General features: G+C 68.9%; 21 protein-coding genes. 11 read left to right on the top strand and 10 right to left on the bottom strand.

Annotated features, from left to right (window positions below; all coding sequences use genetic code 11):
* The first annotated feature begins 398 nt into the window (after window positions 1-398).
* The 5 genes from WJ16_RS27270 (at window position 399) to WJ16_RS27250 (ending at window position 6,486) form a co-directional block, all read left to right on the top strand.
* On the top strand, window positions 399-1,244 hold the full coding sequence (locus tag WJ16_RS27270; RefSeq protein ID WP_069260130.1) for a CPBP family intramembrane glutamic endopeptidase: 846 nt from the start codon (window positions 399-401) through the stop codon (window positions 1,242-1,244).
* Window positions 1,245-1,330: 86 nt separating this feature from the next.
* Entirely contained in the window at window positions 1,331-2,233 is a 903-nt protein-coding gene (locus tag WJ16_RS27265; RefSeq protein WP_069260129.1) for a hypothetical protein, read from the top strand.
* A gap of 362 nt (window positions 2,234-2,595) precedes the next feature.
* Window positions 2,596-4,173, top strand: a complete 1,578-nt coding sequence (locus WJ16_RS27260) for a trypsin-like peptidase domain-containing protein (RefSeq protein ID WP_069260128.1) — start codon at window positions 2,596-2,598, stop codon at window positions 4,171-4,173.
* A gap of 409 nt (window positions 4,174-4,582) precedes the next feature.
* Window positions 4,583-5,794, top strand: coding sequence for an MFS transporter (locus WJ16_RS27255; RefSeq protein WP_069261164.1), 1,212 nt, complete (start codon window positions 4,583-4,585; stop codon window positions 5,792-5,794).
* Complete coding sequence (locus WJ16_RS27250; protein WP_236858338.1) at window positions 5,791-6,486, top strand: DUF4303 domain-containing protein; 696 nt, start codon at window positions 5,791-5,793, stop codon at window positions 6,484-6,486. Before WJ16_RS27255 ends, WJ16_RS27250 begins: the two co-directional genes overlap by 4 nt.
* Window positions 6,487-6,541: 55 nt before the next feature.
* On the opposite strand, the gene WJ16_RS27245 is transcribed toward WJ16_RS27250, so the two are convergent.
* The 8 genes from WJ16_RS27245 to cobA form a co-directional block, all read right to left on the bottom strand.
* Window positions 6,542-7,240 carry a fumarylacetoacetate hydrolase family protein gene (locus WJ16_RS27245; protein WP_069260127.1) on the bottom strand — a complete coding sequence of 233 codons (699 nt, stop codon included), beginning with the start codon at window positions 7,238-7,240 and terminating at the stop codon, window positions 6,542-6,544.
* 125 nt (window positions 7,241-7,365) lie between these two features.
* On the bottom strand, window positions 7,366-8,307 hold the full coding sequence (locus tag WJ16_RS27240; RefSeq protein ID WP_069260126.1) for a helix-turn-helix transcriptional regulator: 942 nt from the start codon (window positions 8,305-8,307) through the stop codon (window positions 7,366-7,368).
* 239 nt (window positions 8,308-8,546) lie between these two features.
* Window positions 8,547-9,290 carry an SDR family NAD(P)-dependent oxidoreductase gene (locus WJ16_RS27235; protein WP_199855931.1) on the bottom strand — a complete coding sequence of 248 codons (744 nt, stop codon included), beginning with the start codon at window positions 9,288-9,290 and terminating at the stop codon, window positions 8,547-8,549.
* A gap of 307 nt (window positions 9,291-9,597) precedes the next feature.
* Window positions 9,598-10,383 carry a YkgJ family cysteine cluster protein gene (locus WJ16_RS27230; protein ID WP_069260125.1) on the bottom strand — a complete coding sequence of 262 codons (786 nt, stop codon included), beginning with the start codon at window positions 10,381-10,383 and terminating at the stop codon, window positions 9,598-9,600.
* Window positions 10,384-10,445: 62 nt separating this feature from the next.
* A complete protein-coding gene (locus WJ16_RS27225; RefSeq protein WP_069260124.1) occupies window positions 10,446-11,045 on the bottom strand; it encodes a uracil-DNA glycosylase family protein in 600 nt (199 codons plus the stop codon).
* A 126-nt stretch (window positions 11,046-11,171) separates the two neighbouring features.
* Window positions 11,172-12,224, bottom strand: a complete 1,053-nt coding sequence (locus WJ16_RS27220; protein ID WP_069260123.1) for a CmpA/NrtA family ABC transporter substrate-binding protein — start codon at window positions 12,222-12,224, stop codon at window positions 11,172-11,174.
* A gap of 5 nt (window positions 12,225-12,229) precedes the next feature.
* Entirely contained in the window at window positions 12,230-12,826 is a 597-nt protein-coding gene (locus tag WJ16_RS27215) for an ANTAR domain-containing response regulator (protein WP_069260122.1), read from the bottom strand.
* A gap of 156 nt (window positions 12,827-12,982) precedes the next feature.
* The gene (gene cobA, locus WJ16_RS27210) at window positions 12,983-13,753 is read right to left on the bottom strand and encodes a uroporphyrinogen-III C-methyltransferase (protein WP_069261161.1); all 771 of its coding nucleotides are present in this window, start codon (window positions 13,751-13,753) and stop codon (window positions 12,983-12,985) included.
* 663 nt (window positions 13,754-14,416) lie between these two features.
* Here cobA and WJ16_RS27205 point away from each other — a divergent pair.
* From WJ16_RS27205 to WJ16_RS27190, 4 genes are read left to right on the top strand one after another with little or no spacing between them, the layout of a single operon-like run.
* Window positions 14,417-15,742: an MFS transporter gene (locus tag WJ16_RS27205; protein WP_069260121.1), complete on the top strand. Its 1,326-nt coding sequence runs from the start codon at window positions 14,417-14,419 to the stop codon at window positions 15,740-15,742.
* A gap of 21 nt (window positions 15,743-15,763) precedes the next feature.
* A complete protein-coding gene (gene nirB / locus WJ16_RS27200) occupies window positions 15,764-18,355 on the top strand; it encodes a nitrite reductase large subunit NirB (RefSeq protein WP_069260120.1) in 2,592 nt (863 codons plus the stop codon).
* A gap of 38 nt (window positions 18,356-18,393) precedes the next feature.
* Complete coding sequence (gene nirD / locus WJ16_RS27195; protein WP_069260119.1) at window positions 18,394-18,741, top strand: nitrite reductase small subunit NirD; 348 nt, start codon at window positions 18,394-18,396, stop codon at window positions 18,739-18,741.
* Between the two features lie 16 nt (window positions 18,742-18,757).
* On the top strand, window positions 18,758-22,936 hold the full coding sequence (locus tag WJ16_RS27190; RefSeq protein WP_069260118.1) for a bifunctional nitrate reductase/sulfite reductase flavoprotein subunit alpha: 4,179 nt from the start codon (window positions 18,758-18,760) through the stop codon (window positions 22,934-22,936).
* A gap of 42 nt (window positions 22,937-22,978) precedes the next feature.
* On the opposite strand, the gene WJ16_RS27185 is transcribed toward WJ16_RS27190, so the two are convergent.
* Together WJ16_RS27185 and WJ16_RS27180 are read right to left on the bottom strand one after the other, a co-directional pair.
* On the bottom strand, window positions 22,979-23,755 hold the full coding sequence (locus WJ16_RS27185) for an SDR family oxidoreductase (RefSeq protein WP_069260117.1): 777 nt from the start codon (window positions 23,753-23,755) through the stop codon (window positions 22,979-22,981).
* A gap of 4 nt (window positions 23,756-23,759) precedes the next feature.
* Window positions 23,760-24,197, bottom strand: a complete 438-nt coding sequence (locus WJ16_RS27180; protein WP_069260116.1) for a GlcG/HbpS family heme-binding protein — start codon at window positions 24,195-24,197, stop codon at window positions 23,760-23,762.
* 95 nt (window positions 24,198-24,292) lie between these two features.
* Here WJ16_RS27180 and WJ16_RS27175 point away from each other — a divergent pair, with 95 nt between their 5' ends.
* The gene (locus WJ16_RS27175) at window positions 24,293-25,207 is read left to right on the top strand and encodes a LysR family transcriptional regulator (protein ID WP_084636153.1); all 915 of its coding nucleotides are present in this window, start codon (window positions 24,293-24,295) and stop codon (window positions 25,205-25,207) included.
* An 83-nt stretch (window positions 25,208-25,290) separates the two neighbouring features.
* Complete coding sequence (locus WJ16_RS27170; RefSeq protein ID WP_069260114.1) at window positions 25,291-25,725, top strand: hypothetical protein; 435 nt, start codon at window positions 25,291-25,293, stop codon at window positions 25,723-25,725.
* Window positions 25,726-25,885 lie beyond the last annotated feature (160 nt).

Raw genomic sequence — 25,885 nt, 5'->3', positions numbered from 1 at the left:
GCAATATATCGAGATAATCGTTTGAATATTCAATTTTTAACAATCGGAATGATATTCGTCGGTTTCCGTCTTCGCTCCTGGTGCTGAATCGTGTAACGATTTGATCGTCAAGAATCGTCAATGGTGCTTGCCAGTACCAACGGGATGAGCGACGATCAATTCGCTGTAACAAACGGTTACTGATTGAAGAGTATTGAGCCGTCGTTCGCGACGGCCCGGTTTTATATTCCGTGATCGACGGTTTCCGTACTGGATGGATGCCGGAGAGCGGTAGGGGACGGGGCCGGGCGGGCAATGTGCGCGGAGAAATAATAAAAACCGGTCGTCACGACGATCGATGGCGGACAACCGAGACCGTGATCATCACGGAAGCCGTTCGCAAAACCATAACAATCCCGATGAAATCCGATTCAAATCGCTATTGCTTCCCGAATTTGCTGGAAGCATTTTTTATCGTCGTCGTGCTGATCATGGTCGAGTATCTGATGAACTCGATCATCTGGTCGGTCGGCCGAAGCGCCGGGCTTCAACCGATGGCGATTGCCAGCATCGGCCGCGTTCTCGCGAACGGGCTCGTATTTACCGTGCTGCTTCACCACGGCAAATTGACCTACCGCAGCCTGCTGCACGACAGCGTCGATTCCTGGCGCTCGACACTCGCGCGATTTTTCTTCCCCGTCCTGCTGATGACGCCGGGTCTGATGGTGGCGATCAGCGTGATTGAAGTCGGCGTCGGGCAATTGTTTCCATGGGGCGGAAGCGGATATGACGCCCGCGATGCTTATACGAACGGCGGCCTCGGTCTGATCGTATTGATCTGCGTGATTGCACCGGTAGTCGAAGAAATGCTGTTTCGCGGCGTGATGCTGCGCAGCTTCTTGCGACAGTATCCGGAGGGCACGGCCATCGCGCATTCGGCCGCGGTGTTCGGTCTCGCCCACCTGAACGTGTATCAGTTCGTTCTGGCATTCGGGCTCGGATTGTTGATCGGGAAACTGTATGCGGCCACGCGCTCGCTGCTGCCGGGCATCCTGATCCATGCCTGCTACAACACCACCGTCGTGATCGTCGCGCTGAACACGCCGTTCGATTTTTCCAGGGAAAGCCTTTTGACCATCTGGCCGACCGCGTGGTGGTTCGGCGCGCTCGCGGCCGGCGTGATCGGTGCGTGTCTTCTGGTCAAGGCGCTCGATGCGCTGAGGATGGCGCAAGCAGATACGTCGGGCAGCAACGCGTTGCGTTGAATGTTGCGGCGGCAAGCGCTCGCGTGCATTCACCGAATGCCGTCGTCGCGCAGTCATTTTTCAAAACGAGAGAACAGGAGCAAGTCATGCGGGGAATGCAGGTCTGGTTGGCGAGTGTGGCAAGCACGGCGTTGCTGTTGACGGCGTGCGGCGGCGGCGATGACGGCGCGGCCAAGACGGGAAGCAATGCATCGAACACCGATACGGCCGGGACGCCGACGGCCACGTCGCCTGCCGCGCCGCCGCCCGGGTCGTCGACACAGCCGTCGGTCCAGACGGCCTGTCGCCCGAACGGCAGCTTCAGCTATTCGGGCTCGGCGCCGCCCGTCGCCGCGAACAACGGCCAGCTGGCGGTGCTCGTGGTGCCGAATCTGCCGAGCGAATACGCGAAGAACCGCAACATGACGGCCGCCAATGTGCCCGCGGCGAGCCTGGTTCAGCAGCCGAGCGGGGCGTTTACGACGCTTGCATCGTCGGCGGCGGCCACCGACTGCCTTGGGCTCGACCACGGTGCCGTCACCGACATCCAGAGCGTCGGCACCGACGTCGCGATCGGCCGCTGGAATCGTGCGATGGATACCGACGGCAATACCTATACCGATACGCAAGGCGTTCACTACGCGGTCGGTACGCCGCTGTCGTTGCCCGCCACCGGCGGTGTGCTTGCGTGTACCCAGGTGATTGCCGACACGGTGGCGAGCAACATTGGCGATACGGACGGCACGCTCGTTTCGGGTTCGGCCACGCTGGACCCGGCCACGCGCATGCTCACCGCACTGAACCTGTCGATCAAGCTGAACTCCGCCCAATACCCGCTGACGTACACGCAAGTGCCGTTGAACGGCGTGCTGAACACCTCCGGACCCGCGACGATTCAGTCGATCGTCGTCGGGCATGACGCGGCCCAGCCGCTGGTGGCCGTCGGTTACTCGGTTGCGTTGCAGAACACGCAAGGGGTGGGCGGCGTGGCGATCCTGTCGTGCCACTGACCGGGGCCGGCTCGGTCGTGCGTACGCACGCCGGCCGATAACGGACGCGCCGGCGCGTGCATGCGGCCTGTCGACGACGCACGGCAGGCTGACGCGCGGTGACCGGCCGCAACGACGGCGCCAACGACGCGCCGCCTGCGCGCGTGTCGCTGCGTGGTGGATGTGCGGATTGACGAACCGTGCACTTTGTTCGAAACGAACGCCGTCGCGGCTCCGCGTCTGCCGTGCCGCCCGGCATTCGGGTTTCGATTCGTATGTTCGAACAGGCCGCGTGGACTATAAATGGATGCGTGTACCGGTGCTTGTCGGGCGCCTGCGCGTCTCGCGCATGTCGGCGTTGCGACTCCCGGGGGAGGTGCACCGTGGTTCGCCAGACGCTTGCTCGCGCCGTGCTTCGCACCGCGTTGATCGGGGGCGTGTTTGCCGGCAGTTTGCTGCCCGCGCCGGCCGCCCTTGCCGGAAACCTCTCGCCGCCCGTCGCGCCGCATGCGATCAAGCAGCGGACGGCTGCCGCGCCGTATGCGGTGCCGGTCGACTTTCCGGCGATCGTCGACCGCTACGGCCCGGCGGTCGTGACCATCATGACCGCCGCACCCGAGCAGCAGGCCGGCGGCCCGTCCTTCGCGATTCTCGATCCCGACGATCCGCTCGCCGCGTTCTTCCGGCGCGACGCACCGCCGCCCGCGCAGGGCCAGCAGGCGCAGCCGCAGGCACCGGCACCCGACACGTCGCCGCGCGCGGTATCGGGCAGCGGCTCGGGTTTCATCGTCAGCGCCGACGGGCTGATCCTCACCTCCGCGCACGTGGTCGCCGATGCGAGCGACGTGACCGTGCGGCTCACCGACCGCCGCGAATTCAAGGCGACCGTGCTGGCCGTCGATTCGCAAAGCGACGTGGCCGTATTGCGGGTCAATGCGACGAAGCTGCCGTTCGTGCGCGTCGGCGATTCGTCGAAAGTCCGCGCGGGCGAACCGGTGATGACGATCGGCGCGCCGGACGGTTCGGGCAACACGGTCACGGCCGGCATCGTCAGCGCGACGTCGCACCGGCTGCCGGACGGCAGCGCGTTCCCGTTCTTCGAAACCGACATCGCGCCGAACCCCGACAACTCGGGCGGCCCCGTATTCAATCGAGCGGGCGACGTGATCGGCATCGCGGTGCAGGTCTATACGGGTACCGACCGCTACGCGAGCATGACGTTCGCGATCCCGATCGCGTTTGCCGCAAAGGTGCGTGCGCAACTGCAGAAGCAGATGCAGGCGCAGCAGGAACCGCAGGCGCCGGACGCGTCGTCGTCGGGCAATGCGATTGGCGTCGACGTGCAGGACGTCGGCATCGGGCTGGCCGCGGCGTTCGGATTGCCGCGTCCGGCGGGCGCGCTCGTCAACGGTGTCGCCCCCGGCTCGCCGGCCGCCGCGGCCGGCGTGAGGCCCGGCGACGTGATCGTGAAGCTCGGCGACAGGACGATCGGCCGCTCGGCCGAGCTGAACGATGCGGCCGCCGCGCTGCCGCCCGGCCAGAAGACGCCGCTGCGGCTGATCCGCAACCGCGCGCCGGTGATGCTGACCGTCACGGGCGCCGACGAAGCCGCCGGCAACGCGGGCCCGGCCGCCGGCCCGGCTGCGCCGAAGGCGGCCGCGCGACCCCGGCCGGGCGGCGCGGCGAGCGATGGCGGCGACCGCCTCGGGCTGACGATGCACGCGTTGAGCGACGACGAACGCCGTTCGACGGGGCTTGCGGTCGGGATGATGGTGGACGCGGTACACGGCCCGGCGGCCAACGCGGGCATCCTGCCGGGCGACGTCGTGCTGGAACTGAACGACACGCTGCTCGAAACGCCGGACGACGTACCGTCGCTCGAAGCGAACGGCGGCAGCGTGATCGCCGTGCTGATCCAGCGCAACAACGCGCGCAAGTTCGTGTCGGTGCGGGCGCGCTAGGGTCTGCTCACGCTAACGTGCGTTGCGGGCCGCATTACTGCGTCGCGCGTCGCTTGTTTGGCTCGGCCGAACGGCGCTCCTTGCTTCTTGCTCGCGCCCGAAGGAAGTCCCCTTGTGGGACAGCCGGCAACGCTCGTTCGCATGCCCGCAATTGGCGTGAACGGCCCCCCAGGGCGTTGACGCGGCCGGTATCGTCCGCCTACCATCGTCCGGTATCGTTCAGCACGGCACGCAGTCAACCCGGCAATCAGGAGCCATCCGGCATGCACGCAGCTCACTTCATCGTAGTATTCCCGAGGCGCAGGGTCCGGTAGCGACACTACGCCGGCACCCATGCGCCCCCGACTCGTTCGGGGGCTTTTTTTTGCATTGCGCACGGCTGCGCGGCACGTGCGCGGAGGCCATCCGCTTGCCATCGAACCTGCCGATCGTGTCCGAACGGGCGTCGCCGCGATTCGCGACGCTGATCCTGCTGTGCGCGTGCTCGGTGTTGCCGCTGAGCCTGTTCCTGCCGTCGCTGCCGGCGATCGCGCGCGACCTGCGCGCCGACTATGCGCTCGTCGCGCTGTCGCTCGGCGGCTATGCGGCGATGGCCGCATCGCTCGAATTCGTGACGGGGCCGCTGTCGGACCGGTTCGGGCGGCGGCCGGTCGTGCTGGCGAGCGTCGGCGTGTTCGCGCTCGGCTCGCTCGGCTGCGCGATGGCGACCGACGTTCGCGTGTTTCTCGCATGCCGGCTGATGCAGGCGGCGATCACGTCGGTCTATCCGGTGTCGATGGCGACGATCCGGGATACCGGCGGCGGTGCGCGCGCGGCGAGCCGGATCGGCTATGCGGCGACCGCCGCCGCATTCGCGCCGATGCTCGGTCCGACGCTCGGCGGCGCGCTCGACCAGACGACGGGCTGGCGGGCGATCTTCTGGCTGCTCGGCATGACGGGCATCGCGCTGTTCGTCTGGTGTGCGTTCGATCTCGTCGAAACCCATGCGAACCGGTCGTCGAGCGTCGGGCAGCAGCTTCGCGCGTATCCGGCGCTGCTGCGTGCGCGCCGCTTCTGGGCCTATGCGTTCTGCATGGCGTTTTCCACCGGCTCGTTCTATGCGCTCCTGGCCGGCGCGCCGCTCGCCGCGCAAACGGTGTTCGGCATCGCGCCGGCGGAAATCGGTTTCTACATGGGCACCATCACGGCCGGCTTCGTGTGCGGCAGCTTCCTGAGCGCGCGTTACGCGCGCCGCTACGCGCCGGCGACGACGATCCTGTGCGGGCGCGTCGTCGCGTGCGCGGGGCCGTCGATCGCCCTCGCGCTGCTGTTCGGCGGCGCGACGCACGCGATCGCGTGGTTTGGGCCGTGCGTGCTGGTCGGCATCGGCAACGGGCTGAGCAATCCCGCCGCGCATGCCGGCGCGGTTTCGGTGCGGCCGGAGCTGGCCGGCAGCGCGTCGGGGCTGGCCGGCGCGATGACGATCGCCGGGGGCGCCGCGCTTTCGTCGCTGACCGGCGCGGTGCTGACGGCCGGCAACGCGGGCTATGCGCCGCTGGCGATGATGCTGGGATCGGCCGCGATTGCGTTGGCGGCGGCCGTCTGCGTGCGGACGTTAGACGCGCGGGACGCCGGGCGGTGAGCGCGGGCGCGTGGCGGCGGGTACGGGTACGGGCCCGCTACCGTGGCGGGGACGATTGGCGGACAATCGATCGAATACCGGCAGACGACGATCCCTGCGTGCGCAAGGCATTCCCGGCGCGCGAAGGGCGATTGGACGAGGATGTGATGAGCGACTTTTCTGATTTCCAGCGGGAGATTGCCGACGCCGCGAGAGCGACATTCAGGGCGCTGCGGGCGTTGCATCCGGACGAGCATTTCTACGCGTTCGCGCTTTACACCGACAGCGGTGCGATGACGGTGGTGCCGGCGGCCAATTCGGTCGAAGGGTTGCGCCGGATGCGCACGCAACAGGCGATCGCGGACGACGATCCGGCGCCGTGGTGCACGTGGGGTTTTGCCGAATGGGCGTACGCGGCGGCGGAGGCTTCACCGTTCAATGCGCTCTGCGGAAAGCTGGCCGACGAGGTACTGAGCCCGCAGTTCGCGCAGTCGAGATTCGCGGAATTTTCGCGGCAATTGCACGCCGACATGATCGAGGCATTGCGGCTGCTCGATCGCGACGGCCTGTTCGGCACGGGCGAAGCCCGGGCGGCGATCACGCTGTTCGTGTCGATCAGCGACGACGACGCGGCCGACGCGCTGGAAAACGAATCGGCGAAAGCGCTGAATCCGCCGGCCGTCGCCGACGCATTCCTGCGCCGCTACGACTGACCGGCATCGCGACGGCGCACGGCGCCCCGGAACGGGGGCCGCCGTGCAGGCCGCGTTACGGCTTTGCGCCCACGACGAATTCGAACGTCGCGACACCGTCGACGCCGCCCGTCACGCGGTCGCCCGGCTGCAGCGCGCCGACACCCGCCGGCGTGCCGGTGAAGATCAGGTCGCCGGCCTTCAGCTCGACCGAGCGCGACACGTACGCAATCACGTCGGGCACGGCCCAGATCATGTCGGCCAGGTCGCCTTGCTGGCGCGGCTCGCCGTTGACCGCGAGCCAGATGCGGCCCGTCGCCGGGTGACCGGTGGCCGCGGCCGGGCGCAGCGCGGTCACGGGGCCCGATGCGTCGAAGCCTTTCGCCCAGTCCCACGGCCGGCTCAGTTTCTTCGCTTCGGCCTGCAGGTCGCGGCGCGTGAGGTCGACGCCGACGCCGTAGCCCCACACGTGCGACAGCGCGTCGGCCGGATCGATCGACCGGCCGTCCTTGCCGATCGCGACGACCAGCTCGATTTCATGGTGGAGATCGTTCGTCAGCGGCGGATAGGGGACGGTCCCGCGGGCCGGGACGATCGCGTCGGCCGGCTTCATGAAGAAGAACGGCGGTTCGCGGTCGGGATCGGCGCCCATTTCGCGCGCGTGGTCGGCGTAGTTGCGGCCGACGCAGAAGACGCGGTGCAGCGGAAAGCGCGCGGACGACTGGTCGACTTCGACGGAAGGACGCTCGGCAGCGTCGATGACATAAGCGGACATCGGATGGCCTCGTTCGGTGAAAGGACGATTGCCGCCCCCGTGCGGTGCACGGGCCGGCATGCGTGCAACGATACCCGACGCCCGCGCGGCCGGATGCGACGCAACTGCGTTTTACCGGGACAAAACTACGCGTCGGCGGTAGCGGCCGTATCGTCGTCGTCCGGCAGCGCGGCGTTCGCGTCGCGATACGCCTTCGGCGACATGCCGACCCGCGCGCGGAAGCGCCGCGCGAAATACCCTTCGTCGCGGAAGCCGACCGAGCGTGCGATGTCCGCGATGCGCCGGCTCGTGTGGGCCAGCAGCGACTGCGCGAGCGCGATCCGGCGTTCGGTCACGAGATCGGTGAACGTGCTGCCGGTTTCCTTGCGGACCAGGTGCGCGAGGTAGTTGGGCGACAGGAACGCGGCCTCGGCGGTCGCGGCAAGCGTCAGATCCTCGCGGGTCAGGTTGGCGCGCACGTGGCGCAGCACGCGCGCGAGCGCGTCGCGCCGGCCCGCGCGCTGGGCGCCGCGCTGCGCGAGCTTGTCGAGCGCGCCTGCATACTGCGTGCAGACGAGCCCGATCAGTTGCAGCAGGTAGCCGCGCAGCAGCGTGGTCGAGCCGAACGTGCGCACGCGATCGGTGTCGAGCATGCACAGCGCGAGGCGGCGCGCTTCGTCGTAGGCGTCGCCGGTCAGGATGAAGTCGAGGTGTTCCTGGAAGCGGAACGGCGTCAGCTCGGGAAAGCGGTGCGCGGGCACGTCCTCGAGGTCGAGCGGATCGACGTCGAGATCGGCGCGCAGGAACGCCTGGCTGAAGTTGATCACGATGAAGTGCGCGCCTTCCGGATGCGGGATCAGGTGCTCGCGGTGCGGCAGCACGAACGCGAGCGCGCCGCGCGGAAACGGCCGTGTGACGCCGCCGATCCGTTGCTCGGTATCGCCGCCGAGATTGAACTGGATCTGGAAATACGCGTGCCGGTGCGGCTCGGTGATCGCCTGGCGCGACGCCTGGTCGCGGATGTAGAAGTCGAGCCGGTCGCTGCGTTCGGGCATCCCGTACAGGCGCGGCGGGGCGGTGGAGGGCATGAAGGATTCTGCTGGTCGTGACGCGGTTGAGCCGCGATGGTACAGCGAAACCGGCCTGCGCCGGGCAGCACGGAGAATCCGCGGCCGCGGCGGCGGCGGGATCGTGCCCCTTGGCCGGCAACGGCCCCAGCGTCGAATGGCGGGGCCACGCGCCGAACGGCGGCGTCGACAGGTGCGACGCCGGCCGGCGGAGCGTGAAGCGGTGACGGAGCCGGTGACTGAGCCCGGTACCGGGCCCGTTACTGAGCCGTATAGCCGCCGTCGACCATCAACGACGATCCATTGACGAACGACGCGTCGTCGCTGGCGAGAAACAGCACGGCGCTCGCCACTTCGTCCGCTTTGCCGAGACGCCCCATCGGATGCAACGCGATCAGCGCCTGTTTTTGCGCGGCCGGCGCGTCTTTCAGCAGCGGCGTGTCGATATACCCGGGACACACGGCATTCACGCGAATGTCGTGCTGACCATAGTCGATCGCGAGCGTCTGCGTGAGGAGCTTCACGCCGCCTTTCGCGGCGGCATAGGCGGTCACGCCCGATTTCCCGACGTGACTGTGGATCGAGCCGCAATTGACGACGACACCGCCGCCTTGCTTGCGCATTTGCTGAATCGCATATTTATCGCAAAGATAAACGCCGGTCAGGTTGATATCGATCGTCTTTTTCCATGCGGATTCGTCGAGATGTTCGATGCAATCGTCGGCTGCGATGCCGGCATTGGCGAACATGATGTCGACGCGCCCGTAAATTCGGACGGTTTCAGCTATCAGTTTCTGAACGGCTTCGCTATCCGTTACGTCCGTACGAATATACGTCGCCTTTCCGCCATTTTCGACGATCTCGCCGGCGAGCCGCTCGCCCCGGTCCGTCAGGTCGGCAATCACGACACTGGCGCCTTCGCGCGCAAACGCGCGCACCGTCGCTTCACCAATACCGCTTGCACCACCGGTGACGATCGCAACCTTGTTATCGAAACGCATCATTGCACTCCTCGAGCTCATGCTCTTTATTCAATGGGAGCAATGAGGCTAGCACAATGAATGAGAATGAATATTGAGGTGATATTATCTCGATTTAAATGCCGGGTTTATTTCGAGAGCGTCGAGATTTGATGGATTTTCTATTGAGCGATGATGGCGGAAATGGGAAAAATCGTAGAAACCGATTGCGCCGGACGCGATGCGGCGGGATGACATCGTGATGTTCCGGGATGCGACGCAGACTCGGGGCCGTGCCGCGCGGAAACGGCCCCACGCGGAAACCCCCATGACACTGCCGTCGCCGCTGCGATTACCCGCCGGGATGAAAGCCGAGGTAGTGGGTGCGCGGACCGGGTTCGCTTGCCGCAAGCCGGCTGGACGCACCGACGGATGCGAGCGCTTCGGCCGTCGCAGTACGGTTCGTCAGTAGCGTCCAGGTTGCCGGTGCGACGGTGTCGTTGGCTTTCGCCGCCGCGTGCAGATCGGTCAACGCGGCGAGCAGCTCGCCGGCAGGCGGGGCATGGATCACGAACCCTTCGTTGGCCACGGCCGCCGTGTCGATCCCCAGCACCGTACACAACCGCGCCCGCAGCGGCGTTTCGGCTTCGCTCGCCGCCCGCGAACGCGCGATGTCGTCGCGCGTGGCCGCGTCGACGATCGTGCCGCCTCGCACGAACGGCGTCTGCTGCCACGCGTCGGGCGTGCATTGCTTGCCGTCCGGCACCAGCGGCACGAACGGATTCACTTCGGCCGGATAGATCCGGCACACGAGCGGGCGCTCGTCGTAGATCGCGCAGCGCAGGCCGTCGAGCAGGTTCGGGCACGGCCCGGCATGGGTCGCGGTGAGCATGACCGTGACGCGGACGGGCAGCGAGCCGCTGAGCGCGGCGGTCGAGCGCACGCGCTTGTATTCGGCGAATGCGTTGTCGGGCTCGGGTTCGACGAGCCACGGCATCGCATCGCACAGCAGTTCCACGTGGCCGCCGCGCTGCAGCCACGCGGTGGCCTCGTCGATCGTCAGCGGAATGCGCAGGTCGTGGCAGCATCCGCCGCAGCCGTTGCAGGCAAAGTCGAGGTCGGTGGGGGTGTCGTTCATGCTTGATTCGATATGGATAACGTGGGGTGTCGCAACGCGGCGCGACGCGGCGGCGATTGCGTTTACCGCGCGACCAGCGGCGCGACCCTGCGCCGCAGTTCCGGCACGACCTCGGCGTCGAACCACGGGTGGTGCTTGAACCACGCCTGGTTGCGCGGTGACGGATGCGGCAGCGGCAGCACGTCGGGGCCGTGGTCGCGCCACGCGCGCACGGTGTCGGTCAGCGTGGCCTGGCGCGTGTCGCGCAGGAAATGCCGCTGCGCGTACTGGCCGACCAGCAGCGTGAGCTGGATCGACGGCAGCTCGGCGAGCAACCGGTCGATCCACAGTGGCGCGCATTCGGGGCGCGGCGGGTTGTCGCCGCCGGCGCCTCGGCCCGGGTAGCAGAAGCCCATCGGCACGATCGCGAAGCGCGTCTCGTCGTAGAAGGTGTCGGCGTCGACGTCGAGCCAGCCGCGCAGGCGCTTGCCGCTCGCGTCGTCCCACGGGATGCCGCTCGCATGGACGCGTGCGCCCGGCGCCTGCCCGACGATCAGGATGCGCGCGTCGCGATGGGCACGCACGACAGGGCGCGGGCCGAGCGGCAGGTCGGCTTCGCAGGCACGGCACGCGCGGATTTCGGTGAGCAGCACGTCGAGCGGCGCGCGCGCGGGTTTCGGCATCGAATCGGATCGGGGACGGAGTGGTCATGCGGCGTCGGCCGGCGAGCCTGCCGGGCACGGGCGCCGGCAGGCGGCCCGGACAGGCGTGGCGCGGGAGCGCGCGTCGCCTGCATCACGCGGCGCGTGTCACGCCCGCGACGGGCCCGGTGCGCCGCTTTCGGCGACGGCAGCATCATACAACGCGGTTTGCGCGATCGCGCCGGCGATTTCCGCGTCGTCGTGCGAGCCGTCGAGCATGCCCCAGCGCCGGTACTGGGACAGGAACCACTGGCATTCGCACGGATTGGGGCGGTTCACCGCGCCGCCGTCGTGGAAGCGGATCGGCAGCGGCGGCACGGCGAACGGCCCCGATCCGTAGTCGCCGAGCAGGCGCGGCGCGATCAGCCGGGCCGGCACGCCGAGCGCGTCGGGCGACGCGAGCCAGTCGGCCGCGTCGCGCCGGTGCGCGGCGCTGTCGAGCCATGCGCACGCATCGACGAGCGTGCGGATCAGCGCGCGCGCGGTGGCCGGATACAGCGCGACGAAATCGCGCCGCGTCGCGAGCACTTTTTCCGGATGATCGGGCCAGATCTCGCTCGTGACGGCGACGGTCCGCCCCGCGCCGCACGCTTCGGCCACCGCATGCCACGGCTCGCCGGCGCAGAAGCCGTCGAGTTCGCCGCCGGCGAGCGCGGCCACCATCTCGGGCGGCGGGATCACGACGCTGCGCACGTCGCGCAGCGGATCGACGCCGTGTGACTCGAGCCAATGGTTCAGCCACATCGCATGCGTGCCGGTGGGGAACGTCTGCGCGAGCAGCGGCTTGCGGCGAAGTGTCGCGAACGCATCGCGCACGCTGCCGCTGCCGCGATAGGCGTCGGCGAGGCCGCGCGACAGCGAGATCGCCTGGCCGTTGCGGTTCAGCACCATCAGCGCGGCCATGTCGGCCTGCGGGCCGCCGATTCCGAGCTGCAGCCCGCACACGAGCCCGTACAGCGCATGCGCGGCGTCGAGCTCGCCGCTCAGCAGCTTGTCGCGCACGGCGGCCCACGACGGCTGGCGGCTGAGCTCGAGCGTGAGGCCGTGCCGCGCGCCGAGATTCAGGCGCTGCGCGACGATCAGCGGCGCCGCGTCGCTCAGCGCGACGAACCCGAGGCGAAGATGTGCGCGTTCCGGCGCGGCGGGAGAGGAGGTATCCATGGCGTTCATGATTGGGGTGGCGCGTCGAGCAGTTTCCGCGCGACGTCGACGATGCGCAGGCCTTGATCCATCGCACGCTTGCGTAGCGCCGCATACGCGTCGTGTTCGGACAGCCTGCGCTGGTCCATCAGCATCCGCTTCGCGCGGTCGATCAGCTTGCGCTCCTCGAGTTCGCGCTCGACGTCGGCCAGCCGGCGGCGCAGCGCGTCGTCGTGCGAGAAGCGGGCGAGCGCGACTTCGAGAATCGGCGCGAGGCGCTCGGCCGACAAGCCTTCGACGAGATACGCGCTGACGCCCGCGCCGACCGCCGCGCGGATCAGCGACTGGTCCGCATCGTGGCTGAACATCAGCACGGGGCGCGGCGCGGTCGCGTGCATCACCGCGAGCTGTTCGAGCGTGTCGCGCGACGGCGAATCGGTATCGATGATCACGACGTCGGGGCGTTGCTCCTCGACGGCGGCCGGCAGGCGCGCGGGCGTCGCGACGTCGTTCAGCATCTCGTAGCCGAGGTGCGCGAGCGCGTCGCCGAGTTCGCCGATCGGCTTGTCGGTGTCGGTGACGAGCAGCACGCGCAGGCGGGTGGAAGAAGCAGACGTGCTCATGATGCGAACGGCGGCGGCGAAATCGTGGCGGGATGCGCGGGTGCCGCGCGACGGCCCCGCGCGGGCGTCGTCGCGGCGCCGGGCGCGGCGGCCCGACGGCCGGCGCCGCTGCGTCGATGATCGGTGGGCGGCCGGTGCCGCGTGGTGTCGCGCATGCTACGCGGCCTGCGACATCGCCGGTTCGATCGCCGCGCCCGCTTCCGGCACGGGTTGCACGGCCGCTTCGCCGATCGCGCCGCCGACGAGGATCACGGCCGGGCTGCCGAGCCGTGCCGCGTCGATGCCGCGTGCGAGATCGCCGAGCGTGCCGGTCCAGCGGCGTTCGTCGGGTGTGCCGGCCCATTGCACGGCCGCGGCCGGCGTCGTCGGCGGCAGCGCGGCGAGCAGGCCCGCCGCGATACTGTCGACGCGGCTCATCCCCATGTAGATCGCGAGCGTGGTGCCGGTCGCCGCGAGACGCGCCCAGTCGGGTTCGCCGTGGTCCTGACGGTGCGCGGTGACGAACGTGACGCCGTGGCAATGCGCGCGGTGCGTGAGCGAGATGCCGAGGCTCGCGGCGGCTGCAAATCCCGACGAGATGCCGTTGACGATCTCCACCGGAACCGCGGCGGCGCGCAGCGTCGCGAGTTCTTCGCCCGCGCGACCGAACAGCAGCGCGTCGCCGCCTTTCACGCGCATCACGTGCGCGCCGCGCAGCGCGTAGCGGCGCATCAGCTTCTCGATGAATGCCTGCGGCGTGGAGCGGCAGCCGCCGCGCTTGCCGACGCGGATCACGCGCGCCTGCGGCGCGAGTTCGACGATGCCGGGCGCGACGAGGTCGTCGAGCAGCAGCACGTCGGCGGTAGCCAGCGCCTTCACGGCCTTCAATGTGAGGAGATCGGGATCGCCGGGGCCGGCGCCCAGCAGCGTGACTTTGCCTGTCGTCATGTCGTGTTCCTGTGCCGCCTGCACTCGGCGGTCGCATGGGTGTCGTTGCGGGCGGCGGCGGGCGGTCGAAACGCACCGGTATCCGGCCGTGCCGCGCACGGGTGGGGACACCGTTGTCCTGATCGGCCCGTCTGAACGACGGACATGGTTTGCGGGGACTGCCCACCGGCGCCGTTGCCGGTGTCATGCATCGGGTTCAGCAATATCCGGGCCAACCGGAATGGCGCGTCGTGCTCGCACCGCGGAAACGGCAGGCATCGCGCCGCAAGGGGCGCATGCGCTTATGCGGCCGCCGTGCGCGGGCGGCCGCAAGCCCGCATCGGCATGCGTCGTGCCCCGCTCATGCGCACCGCGATGTCGCACGGCGATAGTGCTGCGGCGCACCACCTCTGTGCCTCGCTGCATCGCGACGAATCGTGCGCGGCCCTGGCGCCGCGCGCTGCGCGTCGCGCCGCAAGCCTTGCATGGCGGGGCTGCGAGCCCGATTCGCGACGACATGGCACGGCGTTTGCGTAACGTGCTTCGGGCGAATCAATGGCGATTCGTCCGCAGTACCGATTACTAGACGCGCCCGGCAACGGGCTTCATGGGCAACGGCGTCCTACGCATCGGGTCTCGACGAGACCGGGTGCGCAGGACGCCGTTTTTCGTTTGGCGGATGACATGACCGACAAAGCTACCCGTATCGATCTCTTCAGCCTCCGCACCGCGCCGATGCGCGCGTTCCACCTGACGTGGATGGCGTTTTTCGTGTGCTTCTTCGCGTGGTTCGCCTGCGCGCCGCTGATGCCGCTGATCGCACGCGAATTCCATCTCACCGCGGCGCAGGTCGCGAACATCAACATCGCCGCGGTGGCCGCGACGATCGCCGTGCGGCTGCTGGTCGGTCCGCTGTGCGACCGTTTCGGCCCGCGCCGCGTGTACGTCGGCCTGCTGATGCTCGGCGCGATTCCCGTGTTCGCGGTGTCGTTCACGCACGACTACCTGTCGTTCCTGATCTGCCGGCTCGGCATCGGCGCGATCGGCGCGGGCTTCGTGATCACGCAGTACCACACGTCGGTGATGTTCGCGCCGAACGTGGTCGGCACCGCGAACGCGACGACGGCCGGCTGGGGCAACGCGGGGGCCGGCGCGACGCAGGCGCTGATGCCGCTGCTCGTCGCCGCCGGCCTGATGCTCGGCTTCGGCGAGGACTCGTCGTGGCGCGTCGCGCTGGTCGTGCCGGGCGCCGCGATGCTCGTGATGGCATGGGCGTACTGGCGCTTCACGCAGGATTGCCCGCAAGGCGACTTCGTCACGCTGCGCAAGGCAGGCGTGACGGTCGACAGCGGCAAGAAGGGCGGCTGGGCGAGCTTTTTCGCGGCCTGCGGCAACTATCGCGTGTGGATGCTGTTCGTCACGTACGGCGCGTGCTTCGGCGTCGAGGTGTTCATCCACAACATCGCCGCGCTGTACTACGTCGATCACTTCAGCCTGTCGCTGAAGGACGCCGGGTTCGCGGTCGGCCTGTTCGGGCTGCTCGCGCTGTTCGCCCGCGCGCTCGGCGGCTGGCTGTCCGACAGGATCGCCGCGCGTCGCAGCCTCGACGCGCGGGCGGCGCTGCTGTGTGCGCTGATCGTCGGCGAAGGGCTCGGGCTGATCTGGTTCTCGCATGCGCAAAGCGTCGGCATCGCGCTCGTCGCGATGCTCGCGTTCGGGCTGTTCACGCACATGGCCTGCGGCGCGACCTACGCGCTGGTGCCGTTCATCGACCGCAAGGCGCTCGGCGGCGTCGCGGGGATCGTCGGCGCGGGCGGCAACGTCGGCGCGGTGGCGGCGAGCTTCCTGCTGAAAGGCGTCGGCGACGTGCAGCACACGCTGAGCCTGCTCGGCCTGGCCGTCACCGCGACCGCGCTGTGCGCGATGGCGGTGCGCTTCAGCGAAGCACACAAGGCGCGCGAAGCCGAACTGCGCGACCGTGCGCTGGCTGCCGGCAGCGCCGCGAACTGACCGACCGAAGGAAACGTCATCATGAAACTCATCGTCATCGGCCACGGGATGGTCGGGCACAAGCTCCTCGAATGCGTCGCGGCCGAAGCCGGCACCGCGGGCGCGCTGCAGGTCACCGTGCTCGGCGAGGAGCCGCGCCCGGCCTACGATCGCGTGCATCTGTCCGAATTCTTCGCGGGCAAGTCGGCGGACGACCTGTCGCTCGTCGAACCCGGCTTCTTCGAGCGCCATCCGCAGTTCGACCTGCGCCTGAACGCGCGGGTCGCGTCGATCGACCGCGCCGCGCATACGGTCACGCTCGCGTCGGGCGAAACGCTCGCGTACGACAAGCTGGTGCTCGCGACGGGCTCGCGCCCGTTCGTGCCGCCGATGCCGGGCCACGATCGCGCCGGCTGCTTCGTGTACCGGACGATCGAGGATCTCGAAGCGATGCAGGCGTGCGGCGCGCACGCGAAGCGCGGCGTGGTGGTCGGCGGCGGGCTGCTCGGCCTCGAATGCGCGAAGGCGCTGCGCGACATGGGGCTCGACGCGCACGTCGTCGAATTCGCGCCGCGGCTGATGGCCGTGCAGGTCGACGACGGCGGCGGCCGCATGCTGCGCGCGAAGATCGAGGCGCTCGGCGTGACCGTGCATACGGGCAGGAACACGCTGGAGATCGTCGATGGCGACGCAGGCACGCACCGGATGAGGTTCGCCGACGGCACGCACCTCGACGCCGACATGATCGTGTTCTCGGCCGGCATCCGTGCCCGCGACGAACTGGCGCGCGCGTGCGGGCTCGACATCGGCCCGCGCGGCGGCGTCGCGATCGACGACGCGTGCCGCACGAGCGATGCCGACATCTACGCGATCGGCGAGTGCGCGGCCTGGAACGGGATGGTGTACGGGCTGGTGGCGCCGGGCTACGATATGGCGCGCGTGGTCGCGAAGCAACTGCGCGGCGAGACCGGCGATGCGGCCGTATTCGCCGGCGCCGACCTGAGCACGAAGCTGAAGCTGATGGGCGTGGACGTCGCGAGCATCGGCGACGCGCACGGCACGACGGCCGGCAGCCGGGTCTACCAGTACGCGGACGAGCGCCGCCAGGTCTACAAGAAGCTCGTGGTGTCCGACTGCGGCAAGTTCCTGCACGGCGCGGTGATGGTCGGCGACGCAGCCGAGTACGGCACGCTGCTGCAGATGATGCTGAACCGCATCGAGCTGCCCGAGTCGCCGGAATTCCTGATCCTGCCGTCGTCGGACGGCGCGGCGAAGCCGGCGATCGGCGTCGACGCGCTACCTGCGGCCGCGCAGATCTGCTCGTGCAACAACGTGTCGAAGTCGCAGATCTGCACGGCGGTCGCGGAAGGCGCGACGAGCGTCGGCGCGCTGAAGGCGTGCACGGGCGCGGGCACGTCGTGCGGCGGCTGCGTGCCGCTCGTCACGCAGATCATGAAGGCCGAGATGAAGAAGCAGGGCCTCGCGGTGAACAACCATATCTGCGAGCACTTTCCGCATTCGCGCCAGGAGCTGTTCCACCTGATCCGCGTCGAGCGCATCACGACGTTCGACGAACTGCTCGCGAAGCATGGCCGCGGCCTCGGCTGCGACGTCTGCAAGCCGGCGGTGGCGGGCATCCTCGCGTCGTGCTTCAACGAATTCGTGCTGAAGAAGGAGCACGCGGGGTTGCAGGACTCGAACGACTACTACCTCGCGAACATCCAGCGCGACGGCACGTATTCGGTCGTGCCGCGCATGCCGGGCGGCGAAGTCACGCCGGAAGGCCTGATCGCGGTGGGCCAGGTCGCGAAGAAATACGGGCTTTATACGAAGATCACCGGCGGCCAGCGCGTCGACCTGTTCGGCGCGCGCGTCGAGCAGCTTCCGTCGATCTGGGAAGAACTGATCGCGGCCGGCTTCGAATCGGGACACGCGTACGGCAAGGCGCTGCGCACGGTGAAGTCGTGCGTCGGGTCGACGTGGTGCCGCTACGGCGTCGGCGATTCGGTCGGCCTCGCGATCGACCTGGAGAACCGCTACAAGGGCCTGCGCGCGCCGCACAAGATCAAGTTCGGCGTGTCCGGCTGCACGCGCGAGTGCGCGGAAGCGCAGGGCAAGGACGTCGGCATCATCGCGACCGAGAACGGCTGGAACCTGTACGTGTGCGGCAACGGCGGGATGAAGCCGCGCCACGCGGAACTGCTCGCGTCCGATCTCGACCTCGCCACGCTGGTGCGCTACATCGACCGTTTCCTGATGTTCTACGTGCGCACCGCCGACCGGCTGCAACGCACCAGCGTGTGGCGTGACAACCTCGAAGGCGGCCTCGATTACCTGATCGACGTCGTCGTGCACGACAGGCTCGGGATCGGCGCCGAACTCGAAGCCGACATGCAGCACGTGGTCGACACCTACGAGTGCGAATGGAAGCGCGCCGTGACCGATCCCGACACGCGCAAGCGTTTCCGCCACTTCGTGAACAGCGACGCGCCGGACACGACCATCGAATTCGTCGAGACGCGCGGCCAGGTCCGGCCCGCGACACCCGGCGAGCGCGCGGGCGGCAAGCCCGTGCCGATTCCGGTCGTCGCTGCCGGCGCGACGCACACAGCAACCGAACCCGCAACCGTTTGACCCTGACCGATACCCGCGTCTTTTTCAAGGAGCCCGTCATGAACGATCGTCTTCCGCTGTCCTGGACCCGCGTGTGCGCGCTCGACGACATCGTGCCGAACACCGGCGTGTGTGCACTCGTCAACGGCGAGCAGGTCGCGGTGTTTCACGTCGCCCATCCCGAGGAAGGCGGCGTGTTCGCGATCGACAACGTCGATCCTGTGTCGCGGGCGGCCGTGATGTCGCGCGGGCTGATCGGCAGCCTCGGCGAGCGCGTCGTGGTCGCGTCGCCGCTGTACAAGCAGCACTTCGACCTGCGCACCGGCGAATGCCTGGAAGCGCCCGAGCAGTCGGTGAGCGCGTATCCGTCGCGGGTCGAGGACGGCTTCGTGTGGGTCGCGGCCTGATCGTCACGGAGCACGCATGAGCGCCACTCCCGTGAAGAGCGTGTGCCCGTACTGCGGCGTCGGCTGCGGGGTGGTGCTGCACGTCGAGGATGGCGAGGTCGTCAAGGTATCCGGCGACGCCGAGCATCCGGCCAACTTCGGGCGGCTGTGCACGAAGGGCGCGTCGGCGCACGTCGCGCTGCGCCGCTCCGGGCGGCTCGACCGTGCATTCGTGCGCCGCGCGCGCGAGGACGACCTCGTGCCGCTGCCGGCGCGCGACGCGATCGCCGAGACCGCGCGCCGGCTGCGCGCGGTGCTCGACGCGCACGGCCCCGACGCGGTGTCGTTCTACGTGTCGGGGCAGATGTCGATCGAGGCGCAATACCTCGTCAACAAGCTCGCGAAGGGCTTCGTCGGCACCAACAACATCGAGTCGAACTCGCGTCTGTGCATGGCGAGCGCGAGCACCGGCTACAAGCAGTCGCTCGGCGCGGACGGCCCGCCCGGGTCGTACCAGGATTTCGATCGCGCGAACCTGTTCTTCGTGATCGGCGCGAACATGGCCGACTGCCACCCGATCCTGTTCCTGCGAATGATGGATCGCGTGAAGGCGGGCGCGAAACTGATCGTCGTCGATCCGCGCCGCACCGGCACGGCCGACAAGGCCGACCTGTTCCTGCAGATCCGGCCGGGCACCGATCTCGCGCTGACCAACGGGCTGCTGCACCTGCTGCACGCGAACGGCCGCACCGATCCCGCGTTCATCGACGCGTACACCGAAGGCTGGGACGCGATGCCCGCGTTCCTCGCCGATTACACGCCCGAGCGCGTCGCGGCGATCACGGGGCTCGCGGAAGACGACCTGCGCACGGCCGCGCAGTGGATCGGCGACGCGCAGGCGTGGATGAGCTGCTGGACGATGGGGCTCAACCAGAGCACGCACGGCGTGTGGAACACCAACGCGATCTGCAACCTGCACCTTGCGACCGGCAAAATCTGCCGCCCGGGCAGCGGGCCGTTCTCGCTGACCGGCCAGCCGAACGCGATGGGCGGGCGCGAGATGGGCTACATGGGCGGCGGGCTGCCGGGCCAGCGCTCGGTGGCGTCCGACGACGACCGCCGGTTCGTCGAGACCCTGTGGCGCGTGCCGGCCGGCACGCTGCGCCACGAGACCGGGCACGGCACGGTCGACCTGTTCGCGCGGATGGCGGCCGGCGACATCAAGGCATGCTGGATCATCTGCACGAACCCGGTCGCCACCGTGCCGAACCGGCAGAACGTGATCGCCGGGCTGCAGGCCGCGCAGCTCGTGATCGCGCAGGATGCGTTCCTCGATACCGAGACCAACCGCTACGCGGACATCCTGCTGCCGGGCGCACTATGGGCCGAAGGCGACGGCGTGATGATCAACTCCGAGCGCAACATGACGCTGATGCGCGCGGCGGTCGCGCCGCCCGGCGACGCGCTGCCCGACTGGCGCATCGTCGCGGAAGTCGCGCGCGCGATGGGCTTCGGCGACGCGTTCGACTATGCGTCGGCCGCCGACGTGTTCGACGAGATCGTCCGCTTCTCGAATCCGGCGACCGGCTACGACCTGCGCGGCGCGAGCCATGCGGCGCTGCGCGACGGCCCGGTGCAGTGGCCGGTCGCGCCGGGCGCCGCGCGCGACCGGCACCCGATCCGCTACCTGAACGACGGCGTGAGCCAGACGCTGCGCCCGGCCGCCGCCGGCAACGACGCGCCGCGCATCGCGTTCCCGACGCCGTCGGGCAAGGCGCGCTTCTTCGCGCGGCCGCACGTCGATCCGGCCGAGCTGCCCGACGACACGTTTCCGATCGTGCTGAATACCGGGCGCCTGCAGCATCAATGGCACACGATGACGAAGACGGGCAAGGTCGCGATGCTGAACAAGCTCAACCCGCGCCCGTTCGTCGAACTGCATCCGGACGACGCGGGCGCGCTCGGCATCGCCGGGAAAGACAGCGTCGAGATCCGCTCGGCGCGCGGCCGCGCGGTGCTGCCGGCCGTCGTGACCGAGCGCGTGCAGCGCGGCAACTGCTTCGCGCCGATGCACTGGAACGACGTGTACGGCGACGACCTGTGCATCAACGCGGTGACGAACGACGCGATCGATCCCGAATCGCAGCAACCCGAGCTGAAATACTGCGCGGTCGCGCTGCGGCGCGTCGACACGGATGCGTTCGCGCGCGCCGACGCAGAAACGGCGCAGCCCGACGCACGCGCCGACGACGCGCGGGCAGCGCCCGCGACGGTGCAGGCCGCTGCTTCACAGGAATCCGACATGGCAGACATCGACACTTTCGCGGCTGCGCTCGGCGTGGCCGACCTCGCGCCGCCGCCCTTGACCGACACCGAACGGCTGTACGTGGCGGGCCTCGTCAGCGGGCTGAAGGCGAGTGCCGGCCGGCGCGAAGGCGGCGTGCCCGTGCTGCCGGCCGCCGCGCCGTTGACGCCGCCGGTGCGAGTCTGGCTCGACGGGATGCTCGCGGGGCTGTTCAGCCGCTCGCTGCCCGCGAGTGTGCCGGGTGGCGCCGCGCCCGCGCTGGCGGCCGATGCCGGCGCGGTGCGGATCGTGCGCGCGCGGCCGAAGGTCGTGCTGCTGTGGGCGTCGCAGACCGGCAACATCGAATCGTTGACCGAGGATTACGCGACGCAGCTGATGAACGCGGGCTTCGAGATCCGCACCGCGTGCATGTCCGATTATCCGGTCGCGTCGCTCGCCGGCGCACAATACGTACTGCTGATGACGAGCACGTTCGGCGACGGCGATGCGCCCGACAACGGCCGCGCGTTCTGGGACGCGCTGCAGGCCGGCAGCGCCGCGCGCCTCGACGGCGTGCACTTCGCGGTGCTCGCGTTCGGCGATCGCAACTACGACGCGTTCTGCGGCCACGGCCGCCGGCTCGACGCACGGCTCGCGGAACTCGGCGCGGCGCGGCTGTGCGCACGCGTCGATTGCGACGTCGAATTCCAGCACGATGCCGACCGCTGGCTCGAACGCGTCGTCGCGCGGATCAAGGACGCCGATGCCACGCTGCACGCGGTGCCGTCCGGCGGGACGAGCCCGTCGGGGCTGCTGCCGACGAAGGCGCATCCGGCGCCGTCGAAGCTCGTCGCGAATCTGCGGCTCAACCGTCCGGGTGCGGCGAAGGATACGCGCTACGTGTCGCTGTCGACCGAAGGCGCGAACCTCGAATACGAAACCGGCGACGCGCTCGGCGTGTGGCCGACCAACTGCCCGGAGCTGGTCGACGAACTGCTGTCGGTCACCGCGCTGAAGGCCGATGCACCGGTATCGATCGCGGGCGTCGGCGACATGCGCGTCGGCGATGCGCTCGCGCGTCACTTCGACATCACTCGCCCGCATCCGGACACGCTCGCTTTCATCGCGTCGCGCAGCGCGAACGGTGCGCTGAAGTCGCTGCTCGGCGACGATCGCAAGGGCGACCTGAAGCAATGGCTGTGGGGTCAGCAGCTCGCGGACGTGCTGCACGAATTTCCGGTCGAGCTGTCCGGCGCGGAGCTGGTCGGCATGCTCAAGCGCATGCAGCCGCGCCTCTATTCGATCGCGTCGAGCCCGAGCGCGCATCCGGGCGAGATTCACCTGACCGTATCGGCCGTGCGCTATCACAACGGCCGGCGTGCGCGCAAAGGCGTCGCGTCGACGTTTCTCGCCGATCGCGCGGACGACGGCCGCGTGCCCGTGTTCGTGCAGAAGTCCGCGCATTTCCGGCCGCCGGTGAACGGCGACGTGCCGATCGTGATGGTCGGCCCCGGCACCGGCATCGCGCCGTTCCGCGGCTTCCTGCACGAGCGGCAGGCGCGCGGCGCGCGCGGGCGCAACTGGCTGTTCTTCGGCGAGCAGCATGCCCGGACCGACTTCTACTACGGCGACGAGCTGCGCGCGATGCACGACAGCGGCTTCCTGACGCGGCTCGATCTCGCGTTCTCGCGCGACCAGTCCGACAAGATCTACGTGCAGGACCGGATGCGCGAGCACGGCGCCGAGCTGTACGCGTGGCTGGAGGAAGGCGCGCATTTCTACGTGTGCGGCGACGCCGCGAGGATGGCCAAGGACGTCGATACGGCGCTGAAGGCGGTGGTCGGCGAACACGGCGGGATGTCGGACGAAGCCGCGAACGACTACGTCGCGCGGCTTGCCAGCGCACGGCGCTACGTGCGCGACGTGTACTGAGCGGGCGAGCGGCGGCGCGCTGCCCGCCGCTTCGCCGGCCCGTTACTGCTGCCGCTCCCACGCCCGTGCCTGTTCGGCACGCACGAACGCTTCCGACGAGGCCGGCAGCAGGTTGCGGAACGCGCCGCCGTCGCCGTCGATCACGTCGACCATCTTCGCGATCATTTCCTCCGGGTCGTGCTGCTCGAGCGGGAACGTCAGCCGCTCGGGCGTCACGGTATGCACGGCCGGATCGTGCCAGCGCCGCGTCGTTTCCATCATCCGGTCGTTGAAGCCCGTGCGGTACGGGCCGGGGTTCACGACCGCGACGCGGATGCCGTGCGGTGCGAGTTCCGCGTGCATTGCTTCGGCCACCGATTCGATCGCGTGCTTCGACGCGCAATAGGCGCCGGTGAACGGCCCGGTGATCAACCCCGCGATCGACGACACGAACACGATCTTGCCGTGCCGGCGCGCGAGCATCCCGCGCGCGACTTGTTGCGTGAGTTCGAGCGGCCCGAACACGTTGACGTCGAACAGCTCGCGGACGATCTCGACCGGCAGGTCGACCAGCGCGCCGGCTTCGCCGACGCCCGCGTTGTTCACGAGCACGTCGATGTCGAGATCGGCCGCGCGGGCGCGGTCGTGGGCCGACGTGACGTCGAGCTTGAGCGCGCGCAGTGCGGTGCCGCGCTGCGCGGCGGCGGCCGTCAGCGCGTCGATTTCGGCGGGGACGCGTACGCCGGCCGTCACGTCGTGACCGCGTTCGGCGAGCCGCAGCGCGACTTCGCGGCCGAAGCCGGTGCCCGCGCCGGTGATGAGGATGCGTTTCTGTGCCATGTGCTTACCTTGTGGAGTGGAACGTTGCCTGAAAGCGGTCGCGGCAGTGCTGCGCGATCGCGGTGTCTTCGTCGACGCTGCCGCCCGAGATGCCGATCGCGCCGACGCAGCGCCCGTCGCCGTCGACGAGCGGTTCGCCGCCGCCGAACGTGACGAGCCCGCCATGACTGTGCTCGATGCCGCGCAGCGGACCTGCGCCCGACATCGCGCCGAGCGCGGCGGTCGATGCACGGAAGCGGATCGCCGTCAGCGCCTTGCGTTGGGCGAGATCGATCGCGCCGAGAAAGCATTCGTCGGTGCGCGCGAACGCGAGCAGGTTCGCGCCCGCATCGACGATCGCGATCGCGAGGCCGGCGACCTGCAGCGACGCGGCATGCGCCAGTGCCGCGTCGATCGTGCGGCGGGCGGCTGCGAGCGGCAGCGCGGCGGTGAGCGGGTTCATGCGGGGCTCCGGTGGGATGACGGCACCAGTTTAGGCAGTCCCGGTATATGGGAGAATCCATCTTCCGCTCGAAGGTGTTTCAAGTTTTTTTAATGATGAGCAGACGCGATCCGATGGCCGGGCTCCACGTGTTCATGACCGTCGCCACGGCCGGCAACTTCACGCGCGCCGCCGCCGCGCTGGGCCTGACGCCGGCAGCCGTCAGCCTCGCGATCGGGCAACTCGAGGGCGAGCTGAACGTAAAGCTGTTCAACCGCAGCACGCGCGGCGTGAGCCTGACGGAAGCCGGGCAGCGCTACTGGCGGCAGACGGAGCCGGCGTACCGGGAGGTCGTGCGGGCGCGCGACGAACTGAAGGACGTGCGCAGCGAGCCGAGCGGGGTATTGCGCGTGACCGCGCTGCCGCTGGCGCGCTCGCTCGTGATCGCGCCGGTGCTCGCCCCGTTCCGCGAGCGCTATCCGAAAGTGCGGCTCGAGATTCACTACGAGAACGAACTGGTCGATATCGCGAAGGACGGGTTCGATGCGGGGATTCGCCTGGCCGACCGGCTGCAGCCGGGGATGATCGGCGTGCGGATCGCGCCGGCGTTGACGTGTGCGCTGGTTGCGTCGCCCGATTATCTGGCGCGGTACGGCGCGCCGACGTCGATTGCCGCGCTCGAGCGGCACGCGTGCATCCGGTTCCGGTTCTCGGAGAGCGGGCGACTGCACAAATGGCTGTTGCGCGACGGGCAGCGCGACGTCGATCTCGATCCGGAAGGCGTGTTCGTGACGAACGACGCCGACGCGGTGATCGATGCGGCGCGCGCGGGTGTCGGCATCGCGTTCGCGTTCATGCGCGAGCGGATCGAGCAGGACTTGCGCGACGCGACGCTCGTCGAGGTGCTGCCGGGCGTGTGCCGGACGCTGCCGCCGATGTGGCTTTACTACGTCAATCGCAAGCACCTGCCGGCCAAGCTGCGCGCGTTCATCGACGTGCTGCGCGAGCGGGAAAGCGCGGACGCGGCGTGATGGCATCGACCGGCGGCCGGCTGCAGCGATTTGCCCGTCGGCGCATGATGGCGGCTCCAGCCACGAAGCCATGGAGTCGCGTCATGACGGTATTCCCGCATTTTCCGATTCGAACCGTTGCCGTTGCCGCCGTGCTGGCCGGTGCCGCGATCTGTAGCGCGCCGGCCGTCGGCCAGACGTCGACCGTGCCGACCGGGTCGGTTGCCGCGACGCCCGACAATGCCGTACTGCTGACGGTATTCCTCAAACACGACCAGTCACGCCCGCTCGCCGAGCTGAATGCGCAACTCGCGAAGCAGGGCTTTTACAAGGCGTTTCCGCCGCCGGGCGTCGAAGTCGTGAGCTGGACCGTGACGATGGGGATCGGCCAGATCGTCGTGCTGCGGCTGCCGGCATCGCGGCTGCGCGAGGTCAATCGCGTGCTCGAGGATACGGCGTGGGGCGCGTACCGGACGGAGTTCTATCCGACCTACGACTACAAGGCGATCGGGTTGGGGGAGCATGAGCGGGCGAAGTGATGCGCGCGCGGGGGGATTCAGTGTCTACCAGCCGTCGGGATTCCCGGCGGCATGGGTTACGTTCTGCTTTCAACCGACTGCGCAGTTTTAACGACAAGGATTCCGATTGCGGGGCAGAACGACGCACGGCTGCCGTCGGCTACGTCGCAAGAGGAGGGCC

It is taken from the genome of Burkholderia metallica, assembly GCF_001718555.1.
GTDB lineage: Bacteria > Pseudomonadota > Gammaproteobacteria > Burkholderiales > Burkholderiaceae > Burkholderia > Burkholderia metallica.
Note: the sequence above shows the minus strand (reverse complement) of the source record. Positions and strands in the feature narration are given on the sequence as shown.